Raw genomic sequence first — 13566 nt, 5'->3', positions numbered from 1 at the left:
AAGGCAACTGGATATTCTCCGACAATCAAAATGCTTAAGAATTTACTTATCTATATATAGAATCATAGATTTTCTAATATCGTTTATATTCATTCGAAATTAATACTTTATTTTATATAACATATTATAGATTAGTAATTTTAGATTTAATTAATTGTTTCTGATGACCAGATTATATGTACTTTATTTGCTATTAATAAGCTTAAATACTTGCTTAAGATTTAGCTTAAGTGTATTTTTACTGTGAATTAATGCATAATAGTTCGTTAATTTTTTTTATTTACTTAATTATCATAAGTATACGAACTTATAGCTTTGTAATTCAATCATCTGATAATTGGAAGCTTATTTGCATCTAATATCTTATCCCGAATGTCTCGGGAAAAGTCTAACGATCTATTGAGTACCAATAATGATTCAATTTCCATCTATTCCAGAAAGACCATTAAATTGCAGGGAGGCTCTCATGCAGGTATGGCCTGATATTTTTCCGGGAATAGATCGTGTGGTACTGTTATATAATCATCTCAATGGAGATTTAGGTGGAGAGGAACTCATCCTGGTCGACAAGCAATACCGCCGCCGGAATGTGATAGGAAGTGATCGTTTGTTGCGAAAAGATGCTTTTTTAAATGCACAGCCAGGATACAACTGGATACATAAAGACCAACTTCCTTTCGAAGGAGAACAACAAATGCCCGGTCAATTGCAGATATTTTCAGAATTTCAGCATGTTGTACTTCACATTAAAATGCGTTTTGAAGATGGAATTGATCACTATTTTCTGTTTTTCCGTGAAGATCAAAGTAACTTTGGCATTCACCGCATTCAGGGGGCATTAGATACAGGTCGAAAAGCCTTAATCGGCTCGATTGTTTATCGTTTTATGAGAACGTTTTATCAGACAAAGAGCCGTGATATTCAATATGTCGAGCAGTTTACAGGTGTAGTCAGGTCTGTTTTGAATGGAAATGGTGATGGAAGTGTATCAAAAGAGGAAGAGAAAAGATTATGGGTCTCGGAATGGGCTGAAGATTTCCTGGTCACTCTTTCTGAAAAGCATTCTGTGAATCTTCAACTATCAAAAGATGCTCTGGAAAAGTTAATCTCCTGTGGAAGTTTTAAAAAAGCTAAAGAGGGGTTGATTAAAGCTGCCGGATTGGTCATCATGCTTAATACAACGACTAATGAAGGCAATGAACTTCTCATTCATTCCCAATACTTGAATTTAGATGGTTATCGCGAGCACACTCCTAATACCAGTAGCGAAAACTTCAAACCCAAAGGTCGGTTGGCACGGACTAAATTGCTTCTGGACAACCTGGAACAGGCTGCTGCGGAACTCTATAGTCGTGGTGATGACATCACCGGTGCATCTGTTGGACAAATGCTTAAACGGCCGGTCTCCGCTCCTGCCATTACCGATGCGTTGCGTAAAAACAGTGAGCGAATTTTACGATTATTAAACAAATTCCCTGATAAATGGCCATTAATCAGAGAACAATTCCGTCCTTTGGTAAATCTGGTGGAAAAGTCTGTTAATATGCGTGGTGTTGGGTAACAAAAGTAAATCAGCGTGTAATTAATGCACCTGTGAGTTGTTTTACATCATCCATCTGATTTATTTCCAGATACTCTCTGATTCCGTTAATGACTTTGATGGTGATGGTTGGGTCGATAAAATTGGCGGTGCCAATTTGGATTGCAGAAGCACCAGCAAGTAAAAACTCTATGGCATCTTCTGTCGAGGCAATACCACCCATTCCAACAACTGGCACATTTACAGCTTGCGCTACCTGCCATACCATACGCAATGCCACCGGTTTAATACATGGCCCGGACAAACCGCCGGTGATGGTTGACAACACAGGTTTACGGCTGTTAACATCAATGGCCATTCCCAAGAGTGTATTGATAAGCGATACTGAATCAGCGCCTGCTCCCTCAACTCCTTTGGCTATTTCAGTGATATCGGTTACATTTGGGGAAAGCTTAACCATGAGATGTTTTTTGTAAACTCTTCGCACAGCATTGGCAACTGCAATGGCTGATGGACAGCTGGTTCCGAATGCCATGCCACCTTCTTTAACATTGGGACAGGATATGTTGAGTTCAATACCGGGAATGGCATCCAGTTCGTTTATCTTTTCAGCCGTTTCAATATACTCTTCAACTGTTGAACCAGAAACGTTTACAAGAATATTTGTTTTGAAGTTTTTAATTCTTGGATATATCTCATTGATAAAACCATCTACACCCTTGTTTTGGAGTCCAACAGCATTCAACATGCCTTTGGCTGTTTCGGCCATTCTCGGGTAAGCATTTCCTTCCCGGGCGTGCAGGGTTGTTCCTTTAACAACGATGCCCCCAAGGGTATTTATATCGACAAAATCGGCGTATTCTTCACCATACCCGAAGGTACCCGAGGCTGTCATCACCGGGTTAGATAATGTAAGTTCTCCTAACTGTACTTTTAAATTTCCCATTTCAAATATTTTGAGTCAAATACTGGTCCATCCACACAGGTACATTTATGTCCGTCAACTGTGGGGGTTACACAACACAAACAGGCACCAAAACCACATGCCATGTGGTTTTCCAACGAAACCTGACATGTAATTCCCCGGCTGCCGGCGTATTTGGCCAGCACTTTCATCATGGCATCGGGGCCACATGTGTATATGTGGTCAAATTCAGGGGTTTCTGTTTTCATGATTGGATGGTGTATCACAAATCCTTTATGACCGGCAGAACCATCTTCGGTGGTCACGTATACGTCTCCCAGCTGTTCGTAAGCATCGAGGCGTATAAGTGTGGCTGCTGTTCGGCCACCGATGAGAAATTTAGGTCTGATGCCATTCTCTACAAAATGACGCCCCAAAAAAAGCAAAGGGGCAACGCCACATCCTCCGCCTACCAATAAAACCCGATTGGATTTTGGCAGTGTGTATCCGGTTCCTAAGGGATAAACAAGATTTAACTGATCTCCGGACTTTAATTTGGCCAATACGCGGGTTCCTTCTCCAACTTCCTGTATCAGAAGTTTAATGGTATTGTTGCTGTAATCCACATCATGTATCGACAATGGGCGACGAAGAAATGCATTTTCAGCTCCATCGACCCGCACTTCCGCGAACTGACCTGGAACCATGGAAGGGAGCTCTCCGGGATGTTGAAGAGTTAATACAACAAATTCATCAGTCTCCCGTTGATTGGTTACAACTGTAAAATCAGTGATGTGTTTCATTAGATTGTTATTTTTGATTTACACAGATCAGTTCTTATAAAATGTTTAACATCTAAGATGTAAAGTTGGTTTACTTCGTTTACATATGTAATTTAGATTGAATGCGATGTTTAATTCTCTGCAAAGATAGTTATTTCATTGAAATTAATTTGGGTTTTCAATCGCAGAATTGATAGCATAATGGTGTGATATGAATAAATCGAAAGAAGATTTGGAGACGTGAGCCATAATCTGTTTGTTGTGTGAGCAGATTTACCTGTGATTGGCCTTTAATTTTAAGTTTAATGATTAGCTGGTTTATACTCCTTAAATGTTCCGTTGGTGTAAAATACCACAATCCGTTCTACATCCTGATCCTTTGCAATTGATATGTTTTCTTTCTGCTGGGGTGTAACATTCGGCTTTTCAATTACATCGTTCTTTGCGGCATTTTTATTCGTTACATATGTAATCACCGGTTCTTCTTTTATGGTATCAAACAGACCCGTAGGTTTATTGGATGGTTGTTTAGCATCAACCTCGATATTTGTGCGGTACATTTCTCCATTTCCGGTTATTAACCAGTCGCTGGATATATGAGGAAAATTTCTTAGAATTTTTTGAATGACATCCAGACTGGGATTATTTCTGCCCGACAAGATATGACTTACCGCCGACCGCTGTACGCCGACTATTTCAGAGAACTTGACTGGACTCAGGTTTTCTTTCTTTATAAGTATCTGAAGACGCTCTTTCATATTGCTGGAATTAATTTACTTTGAATATATCAATGTCGTTTAGTTAAGCGAAAAAACCTGACAGGTTTTTTCGGTAACTATTGATGTTATTTCTTTTATCATCCTTTCCTAATAAGAATATCGAAACCTGTCAGGTCTTAACTAAACGATATTGTTAAATATATGATGTTTTAGATACTATAATCCTTTGGGTATTGCTATTTAGCGAATAACTCTAAAATAGTCTCGGTTACATACGTAATCAATATTAGGTGAGATATTCTTTTATTTTCATGTTTACAAAATTAATAAATAGTTGGGATTTTCCAATTGATATTTTAATAATCATGACAAACGTAAACACCCTTCTTAAAAATTGAATTTATCTAATTAACTGTTCAATCACAATATCACCTTAATATTTAAATGGGTTTTGTAAGTTTCATATAATTACTGATATAAGAATAGATTGTTAACAGTTTAAACATTTCGATATGTTGACTTTTTCCTGTTATTTTCTGTTTGTTTTGATTGTCTCTATGGGTGTTTGCTCTGGAATTCAGCAGATTGGCTCTTGTCTTAAAGTATTAGTTTATGAAAAATGTTTAAACAACTGAATATTAATGTAAAATGATTTATTCTAATAGATAACCAGCTGCTAATTGAATAATTATACACAAATATATTTGGTTGGATTAAATTAATAATTGATATGAATAACTTAATGCTCTGGAAATGTGAATGAAAATAATTAAATATTTTGCTTTTGCATACAGTAAAACAGCCATTTTTGTGCTGTTTACTTCTGTATTTAATGCTTTCCCCCTTCCCTACTCTTTTGTTTGTGATTTGAGAATTATAATTCACCATCATTATTATTGCGAAAAGTGGTAAACCTTATACCTACATTATTTTGTCGTAAATCATTCATAATTCAATAGCTTCTTGCATTTTTTGGTATGCTTCTTTATGTCGTATCTATTACAGATCTGGAGATCGAACCTGTGAACAGTTCTTTTCAATGGTTGGGTTGGTCTATTGCCTAAATTTGCAATATCCTGAAATGCTGAGAAGTTTGATGAAATTCGGTTTGTAAAAGGCACTCAGCGGATTCTTACGACGTTAATTATGTTAATAAATATTTGGGCAGATAATAAAAAAGGTGAATCCGGGAGGATTCACCTTATAACAAAAACTCAATAAAATATCTCTATTTTAAACCAAACTCTTTTTTTAGATCTGCACACCAGTTTTTGATGCGTTCATCCGTTAACGCAGCCTGATTCTCTATATCAATGGCCAAACCAACAAATTTGTCGCCTCGCTGCGCACGTGATAACTCGTAAGTATATCCTTCGGTAGAAGTTATCCCTACTATTTTGCCATTTCGCTCTTCAATAAACTCGGCCATAATTCCAACTCCGTCAATGAAATTTTCGGGATAGTTCTTCTGGTCTCCTCCTCCAAAAATGGCAAATTTCTTTCCTTTAAAGGACTCATCTTCAATAGCCGGTAAATACTCATCCCAATAATTGGGCAGCTCACCATCAAACCAAGTCGGTACAGCAAGAATATAATTTTTGAATTTCTTAAAATCATCAAGAGTCGCGGCATCTGCATCCACATCTTCACAATTCTTTTCACCCAATGCCTTTTTGATTTTCTTTACCTGCTGCTGTGTTTTAACCGATCTGAAGCTATAAAATATTCCAATCTTTTCCATATTCTTATATTTGTTTCGGTCTGTTCTTTTAACTTATTAAAAATTAGAACTCTAATAACTCCTTAGCTGCCTTTAAAACCTTATCTGTATTGGGCAAAATGGCAGCTTCCAGCGTGCGGTTAAACCCTACAGGTGTAAACGTGGAGCCTACCCGCTTAATTGGAGCATCCAGATAATGGAATGCCAAGTCGGAAATGGTGGCAGCCACTTCACCGCCAAACCCTGCAAACACCTTATCCTCATGCACTATTAGTGCTTTGGATGTTTTCTTTACAGAGTTAATGATGGTTTCTTCATCTAATGGGAGCAAACTTCTCAAGTCCACCACCTCTACTTCGCCGAATCCTTCTTTGGAAAGCTTTTCAGCAGCTTCAAGACAAAAATGGGTGGTGTTTCCATATGTAAAAATGGTTAAATCTTTACCTTCACGGCGAATTCTAGCTTTACCAAAGGGCACTTCAAAATCATCAGGTACCGGTGTTGCAGCTTTGGGGGCATTGTAAAGTGCTTTTGGTTCCATAAACACTGTCATCCCTTCCGAACGAATGGCAGTACGCAGTAAACCGGCTGCATCATCTGCAAAAGAGGGATAAACCACCCTGACGCCCGGGAACGTTGTCAATGCACCCTCAATGGTTTGGGAGTGATAAAGTCCTCCACCAATATAACCACCGGAGGCCAATCTCACTGTAATATTGGGAGAATACTGACCCTTGGTTCTCCAGTATTCGTGAGTGGTTTCCACAAACTGCTCCATGGCCGGCCAAAAATAGTCGGCAAATTCAGCACCTTCCACCACCACACGCATATCTTTTTTATACCTCGACATTCCATTGGCCGTTCCCATGATGAAATCCTCGGCAATAGGCGCGTTAAAAACCCGGGTTTTACCAAACTCCTGCTGCATCCCTTTAGATACATTGAAAATTCCACCTTTGTCCTTATTGGCAATGTCCTGTCCCCATAAATACGTATCCGGATTATTTCGGAACTCAGCTTTTAGAGTCTCATTTAATGCAGTAATCAACTTAATGGGTTCACCATTATGGTCATGAACCCCTTCGGGATATTTGGAAGCGGGATACGGCTCTGCAATCACGAAATCATGAATTGATTCAGGTGTTGGATGCGGAGCAGCCAATCCTTTTTTATGAGCATCCTTTACCTCGGCAGCAACTTTATCTTCAATCTCCTTCAACTCCTCCTCAGTGGCTCTCTCGTATCTTAACAATAAACGACGGTATTTAGCCAGAGGATCATACTCCTTCACGTAACTGAGTTCATTTTCGTCGCGATACAGCTCATGGCGGTCGCTGTTACTATGTGAGCCTATGCGAACACAGTTTGCGTGTACAATGACAGGCTTCTGTTCCTTTTTGGCCCATTCAACCGCCTCGGTCATGGCATTCATCGAATCAAACACATCTTTTCCATTGCAATAGATGATGCGCAGGTGCTTAAATCCTTCAAAGTTCCGGGCCACTTTACGGTTGGCTGTCTGGTCCTCTTTGGGAACCGAAATACCATAACCATTATCCTGAAACACAAATACAACGGGCAATTGCTCGTTGGAGGCACCGTTAATGGCCTCATATACATATCCTTCGGAAACAGAACTCTCACCCTGACTGCTTATTACAACAGCATCTTTCTCTTTATAGGTCTTAAGCGCTCGTCCCATTCCGGTGGCATGAAGTGTATGGTTACCGGTACAGCTGCTTGAGTTATGGATATTCCATGCAGGCTTGGCAAAATGGTTAGACATGTGTCGGCCACCACCTGCCACATCGGCATCCTTGGAAATTCCGTTGTAGATGACTTCCTCAGCTGTTAAACCCGCAGACACACACGTTTGCAAATCGCGGTAATAAGGAAACAGGTGATCTTTGTTTTTTCGGAAAACCTGTCCGATGGCCAGTTGAATGCCATCGTGACCCGCTGCGGGAGCGTGATACGACCATCCAATGGCTTGTTTCAGGTAATTCGGTGCACGCTCGTCGAGCGTGCGTCCCAAAAACAACAGATGGTACCACTTCAACAAGGTCTCCTTTTCTGTTTTTTTTATACTGTAAATGGTTTTTACGTTACTCTTCATCGCATCTCTGTTTTTATTTTCTCCAGATTGGCTAATTACCTGGAGAAAATCTCTTAAGTTATTGAGAAATAAGTTTATTCTTATTAATGTTGTTTACTCTGAAAAGAGTATCGCTTTCAGGCGATACGCTTTATGTTTTAAATCTCCTGATCAATTTTCCACTCCTCAAGATAATCAGCAACCCTGCGAAGGAAAAATCCTCCTAAAGCGCCATCCACCACCCTGTGATCGTATGAAAGCGACAAGAACATTTTGTGCCGTATGGCAATCACATCTCCAGTTGGAGTTTCAATCACCGCCGGTTTCTTTTCAATGGTTCCCGTGGCCAGAATGGCTACTTGGGGTTGGTTGATGATGGGGGTTCCAATGGTATTCTTAAATGAACCAAAGTTGGTGATGGTAAAGGTTCCTCCCTGTATATCGTCAGAAGAAAGCTTGTTCTCACGTGCTTTGGCAGCCAGAGAGTTGATATCAGAAGCCAAACCAACAATGTTCTTCTGATCGGCTTGCTTAATCACCGGAACAATCAGGTTGCCTGATGGCAATGCAACGGCTATTCCTACATTTACATTTTTACGAATAATAATGTTGGTTCCGCTCACCGAGGCATTGATACCTGGATAATCGCGTAGAGCCTTAGCAACAGCCTGCGTAAATACCGGCATGAAGGTTAGCTTTTCGCCATACTTTTTTTGGAATGCATCTTTATTTTTATTACGCCACAGTACAAGGCTGGTCACATCGGCTTCTACCATACTGGTAACGTGCGGTGATACCTGTTTGGACATAACCATGTGTTCGGCAATAATTTTTCTCATGCGATCCATCTCAACAATTTCATCACCTTCGGAGGCTTTAACATCCGGTGCTTTTGCAGCTGCTAGTTTTGATTCAGATGGTTGAGCTGCTTTTGCAGGCTCCTCTGTTTTGGATGGCTGTTTTGCATCTCCGCTTCCCCTTGTTTCTATATAGCTGAAAATGTCGGACTTGGTTACCCGTCCCTCCTTGCCTGTTCCTTCGATTTTATCCAACTCCTCAAGAGAGATGTTCTCCTCTTTGGCAATGCTTTTTACCAATGGAGAATAGAAACGACTACTCTTGGAGTATTCGTCGCCTGATGATGCAGTTTTGGATTCTGCTTCAGAAGGCTTTTCTTCCTTTTGCGCTGATTTTTCAGGCTTGCTTTCCGCCTCGTCTTTTTTCTCATCAGGGGCGTCTGTAGCTTCAGATCCATCGGCATCCATATCAATGATGGCCACAATCTGACCGACCGGAACCAGTGCATCGGTCTCGAATTTTATCTCTTTAATAACCCCTGCTACTGGCGAGGGAATTTCAGAGTCCACTTTATCGGTGGCAATTTCCAATAATACCTGGTCTTCTTCCACTACATCACCTTGTTTTACAAACCATTTGGTAATGGTGGCTTCTTCAACACTCTCACCCATTTTGGGCATTAGGATCTCAAATGTAGACATGTTAATCTGAGTTTATTAAACTTATTGTTATTGTTCATGATTTTTTAATTGCGCGGCGAATGTAAATATTTTTCTTATTTAAAACAAGACTAAATAAGAATTGCCGACAAATGTGATCATGGCTATTTTTATTATCTATCCTATTAACACCGATATTATATTTTTGTTTGTACTTGTGTATTGAATTTGAATATCCAGAATGTTACAAATTACTGAAACTGCTGTAAATATTGATGTTTTGTGACTTGTTCGTATTTTGTTCTTATTTAGATAAAAGTTAAAAAAAAGCCTGTTCAAAATCAATTGAACAGGCTTATTAAGTAAAGGTAGATTTAGTAAATGACTAATAAACCGTTAAAAATTCGCGATTTTTCGTCACTGTGCTTTGTAACTGTTTAAATTTTGTCTCTAAAAATTCTATAGATTTTATCCCGAGCGTTTGGGGATTAGACAAATAGAATAGTATAGAAAAATGGTTAGACATAACTGGTTTTCCATTTTGTCTTGTCTATCGTTCTAAAAATCTATTATCTAAGAATCTTTTTAATTTATTCGCTACAAACTATCTCCAAAATCTTTTTTAAACTTGGCAACAAGTTTTTGTGGCCAGTCAGAAGTTGCCGTTAATCTTCCCATAAAGAAACGAAGTACTTTAGGTTCTTCCACGAATTCGAGACCACCAATCAGTTCTCTGTTTTGGTACAACCAGTTAAGACGGTCAATGAGGAATTTAGTTTGCGAAAGCGTAAAAACCCTGCGGGGGAACGCCAAACGTAAAAGTTCCATATCGGCCAGCAAATCTTCCCCATTGTCCAAACGCACACTTGATATGGTTCCCCTTTCCATACCACGACAACCCGAAACAATATAAAGAGCAGCAGCCAAAGCTCCGGCAGGATACTCCTTTTGTGGAACATGGTCTAAGAATTGCAAGGCATCTACATGAGCACCCAAAGCTCCAGCAGGAGTGATCACCGGTATTCCTAATTTATCCAGTTCATTCACAGCGTATTCAATAAAACCGGGAGATTGACTGATAACAGTATCATCTGTGGTTTCCATTAATCCAACCGCCATGGCTTCTATCTCCCGAACCGACATACCACCGTAGGTAAGGAATCCTTCATACAATGGCACCAAATCGCGCATTTTCATGAACAACTTCTTGTCATTGGTGCAAATACCACCACCTCTGGTTGAACTTACTTTTCGGCTTGAGAAATAGATGATTTCACACAAATCGCACATGGTACGTAAAATATCGCGTATGCTGCTATTGGCAAATTCTTTTTCTCTTTTCTTAATAAACCAGGCATTTTCGCCAATTAAACTGGCATCCAATACCATCATAATTCCGTGTTCATCAGCCACTTTACGAACCTCGCGCATGTTTTCAATGGAAAATGGCTGTCCACCTATCAGGTTGGTTGATGCTTCAAGACGAATGAATGGAACATTTTCTACTCCGTATTTGGTAATCAGTTTTTTAAGCTTATCTATGTCAATATTTCCTTTAAATGGATGACTACTCTTAATCTTAAGCGCCTCATCGGTATATATTTCGTAAATTTTACCACCATTGATCTCCATATGCGCTTTGGTGGTGGTAAAATGGTAGTTCATTGGAATAACGTGCCCCGGACGAATAAATGTTTGGGAAATGATATTTTCTGCAGCCCTTCCCTGATGCACTGGTAATATAAGTTCCTTGCCAAAAACATCCTGAAGAGCCTTTTCCATGCGATAGAAACTTTGAGAGCCTGCATAGGCGTCGTCAGCCTGATGCATGGATGCCAACTGGTTATCACTCATAGCGTTGGTTCCGCTATCGGTCAGCATATCGAGAAATACATCCTCAGTATTCAACAGGAATGTGTTATATCCTCCCTTTTCAATTGCTTTCAAACGGTCGTCTATCGGTTTGAGATTGAGCTTTTGAACAATTCTTACCTTGTGTAACTCGACAGGAATCTGCTCTCCACTGAAAAAATTAATTTTCGTTGAATTTTTTGAACTCATTGTGATTTGATTAATTTAAAGTTATTAATAGCTTGATTAATTTTCATTTTTTTGCGTTGCGTAAAATAGTTAAATTTCGTTGATAATTATCATGTATTGTTTAAAATCTGTCGCAGAATGGTACTATTTGGTTTCAGTTTAAATTAGATTATATGTTTTGTATTGCATGAACCAAATAAATGTTGTTTTTTTGCCCGTTAAAATATCTAATATGATGAGATTAGTTGCTGGGTACATCTTCACCCCTGTTTATTACTTGGCATTTGGCCTTTTATTGGTCATTTTTCATCCGGTGCAAGTTATAGCACGAAAACTCGGAGGATACCATGCCCATCTTAAAAGTGTGAATGTGCTTAACGGGTTAATAATGATGATGATGAGAATTATTGGAGCCCGGGTTCGATACCATGGTTTGGAGAAGTTGCCTGATAATCGTCCTTTAATTGTAGCTTCGAACCACCAAAGTATGTTCGATATATCTGCATTTATTAACGGATTTAAAAAGTTCCATCCAAAATTTGTCTCTAAAATTGAGTTGGCAAGTGGGATTCCAAGCATATCATACAATCTGAAACATAGTGGGTCGGCGCTGATTGACCGCAAAAATGGCAGTCAGTCTATTAAAGAGATCATCAGACTTGGAAGGATGATAGAGAAGAACAATTATGCAGTTTGCATCTTTCCGGAAGGAACAAGAAGCAGGACAGGAAAACTACGCAAATTTCAATCGGCAGGTGTTAAATCTTTACTTAAAGCAGCGCCCTCTTCCCTATTGATTCCTTTTGCAATAGATGGTCATACGGAGTTAATGGACAAGGGATATTTTCCATTAAAATTTGGAGTTGAAATCAACTACACGGTGCTTGATCCCATTGAGCCCGGCAACTTAGATGCTGAAATGTTAGTTGAAAAGTGCAGGGAGGCCATTGAAGAATGTCTCAGAAAATCCTGACCTTATTGCCTTAGCGAAGAGAAGTTATTAAAAAACCACATAATCACAAACAAATTTCATTTGTCTGTGAACCATGTGGCTTTTTTTTTATTTGTATCCGCCCCTTATTTAGCCATTTTAATGTCTAAATGGGATTTAATGGCTGCCATAAATCCTTCCGTAGTCAGATAATGCTCATCTTTCATATCTTTTCCGTGAATGGTCAGCGCAAGGTCTTTGGTCATTTGTCCACTCTCTACGGTCTCCACGCACACCGCTTCCAAAGTATTTGCAAATTCAATAAGAGCCTGATTGTTATCCAGTTTACCTCTAAAAGCTAAACCTCTTGTCCAGGCAAATATGGAGGCAATCGGGTTGGTGGAGGTTGGTTTACCCTGTTGATGCATTCGGTAGTGGCGTGTTACTGTTCCGTGAGCCGCCTCAGCTTCCATTGTTTTTCCATCAGGAGTTACCAGCGTTGAAGTCATCAATCCCAGAGATCCAAAACCTTGAGCCAATGTATCAGACTGCACATCTCCATCGTAGTTTTTACATGCCCAGACAAAATTTCCGTTCCACTTAAGAGCAGCGGCTACCATGTCGTCAATCAAACGATGTTCGTATGTAATTCCAAGTTCCTCAAACTTTTGCTTGTAATCATTGTCATAAATCTCCTGGAAAATATCTTTAAACCTACCATCATACTTCTTCAGGATGGTATTTTTGGTGGAGAGATATAAAGGCCACTTTTTATTTATGGCCTGATTGAAACAACTATGAGCAAAACCTCTGATGCTTTCGTCGGTATTATACATGGCCAAAGCTACGCCATCACCATCAAAGTCATAAACATCATAGGACTGAACCTCTCCGCCATCTTCGGGAGTGAAAGTGATGGTAAGTTTACCTTTCCCCTTCACCAGAAAATCTGTCGCACGATACTGGTCTCCAAAAGCATGACGACCAATGCAGATGGGATACTCCCACCCGGGAACCAGGCGTGGTACATTTTTAATGATGATTGGTTCACGGAAAACAGTTCCACCCAAAATGTTACGAATGGTACCATTGGGTGACTTCCACATTTTCTTCAACCCAAACTCCTCCACACGGTTTTCGTCCGGTGTAATGGTGGCACATTTAATTCCCACATTGTACTTACGAATGGCATCGGCGGCATCTATTGTTATTTGATCATCAGTAGCGTCGCGGCTTTCCATTCCCAGGTCAAAATATTTAATATCGAGATCCAGATATGGAAGAATCAGCTCCTCTTTAATCATTTTCCAAATGATGCGTGTCATTTCATCGCCATCCAGTTCAACAACCGGGTTGATTACTTTTATTTTACTCATAG

General features: G+C 39.6%; 10 protein-coding genes. 2 read left to right on the top strand and 8 right to left on the bottom strand.

Annotation, left to right across the window (positions count from 1 at the left end; all coding sequences use genetic code 11):
* The first annotated feature begins 412 nt into the window (after positions 1-412).
* A complete protein-coding gene (locus EV194_RS06050; protein WP_132433137.1) occupies positions 413-1561 on the top strand; it encodes a hypothetical protein in 1149 nt (382 codons plus the stop codon).
* 10 nt (positions 1562-1571) lie between these two features.
* Here the strand turns inward: EV194_RS06050 and EV194_RS06045 are convergent, their stop codons facing one another.
* The 7 genes from EV194_RS06045 to EV194_RS06015 form a co-directional block, all read right to left on the bottom strand.
* Positions 1572-2486: a dihydroorotate dehydrogenase gene (locus EV194_RS06045; protein ID WP_132433135.1), complete on the bottom strand. Its 915-nt coding sequence runs from the start codon at positions 2484-2486 to the stop codon at positions 1572-1574.
* Entirely contained in the window at positions 2474-3247 is a 774-nt protein-coding gene (locus EV194_RS06040) for a dihydroorotate dehydrogenase electron transfer subunit (RefSeq protein WP_132433133.1), read from the bottom strand. The genes EV194_RS06045 and EV194_RS06040 overlap by 13 nt, the downstream gene beginning before the upstream one ends.
* A 281-nt stretch (positions 3248-3528) precedes the next feature.
* The gene (locus tag EV194_RS06035) at positions 3529-3984 is read right to left on the bottom strand and encodes a helix-turn-helix domain-containing protein (protein ID WP_132433131.1); all 456 of its coding nucleotides are present in this window, start codon (positions 3982-3984) and stop codon (positions 3529-3531) included.
* 1189 nt (positions 3985-5173) lie between these two features.
* Positions 5174-5686 carry a flavodoxin gene (locus EV194_RS06030; RefSeq protein WP_132433129.1) on the bottom strand — a complete coding sequence of 171 codons (513 nt, stop codon included), beginning with the start codon at positions 5684-5686 and terminating at the stop codon, positions 5174-5176.
* 43 nt (positions 5687-5729) lie between these two features.
* Positions 5730-7781, bottom strand: a complete 2052-nt coding sequence (locus EV194_RS06025; protein WP_132433127.1) for an alpha-ketoacid dehydrogenase subunit alpha/beta — start codon at positions 7779-7781, stop codon at positions 5730-5732.
* Positions 7782-7918: 137 nt separating this feature from the next.
* Complete coding sequence (locus EV194_RS06020) at positions 7919-9259, bottom strand: dihydrolipoamide acetyltransferase family protein (protein ID WP_132433125.1); 1341 nt, start codon at positions 9257-9259, stop codon at positions 7919-7921.
* A 555-nt stretch (positions 9260-9814) separates the two neighbouring features.
* Positions 9815-11278 carry a tryptophanase gene (locus EV194_RS06015; RefSeq protein ID WP_132433123.1) on the bottom strand — a complete coding sequence of 488 codons (1464 nt, stop codon included), beginning with the start codon at positions 11276-11278 and terminating at the stop codon, positions 9815-9817.
* A 211-nt stretch (positions 11279-11489) separates the two neighbouring features.
* Between EV194_RS06015 and EV194_RS06010 the strand changes: the two genes are divergently transcribed.
* A complete protein-coding gene (locus tag EV194_RS06010) occupies positions 11490-12230 on the top strand; it encodes a lysophospholipid acyltransferase family protein (protein ID WP_165921813.1) in 741 nt (246 codons plus the stop codon).
* A 104-nt stretch (positions 12231-12334) separates the two neighbouring features.
* On the opposite strand, the gene EV194_RS06005 is transcribed toward EV194_RS06010, so the two are convergent.
* On the bottom strand, positions 12335-13564 hold the full coding sequence (locus EV194_RS06005) for an isocitrate dehydrogenase (NADP(+)) (protein ID WP_132433119.1): 1230 nt from the start codon (positions 13562-13564) through the stop codon (positions 12335-12337).
* Between the last annotated feature and the right edge of the window lie 2 nt (positions 13565-13566).

It is taken from the genome of Natronoflexus pectinivorans (assembly GCF_004345615.1).
GTDB lineage: Bacteria > Bacteroidota > Bacteroidia > Bacteroidales > Marinilabiliaceae > Natronoflexus > Natronoflexus pectinivorans.
Note: the sequence above shows the minus strand (reverse complement) of the source record. Positions and strands in the feature narration are given on the sequence as shown.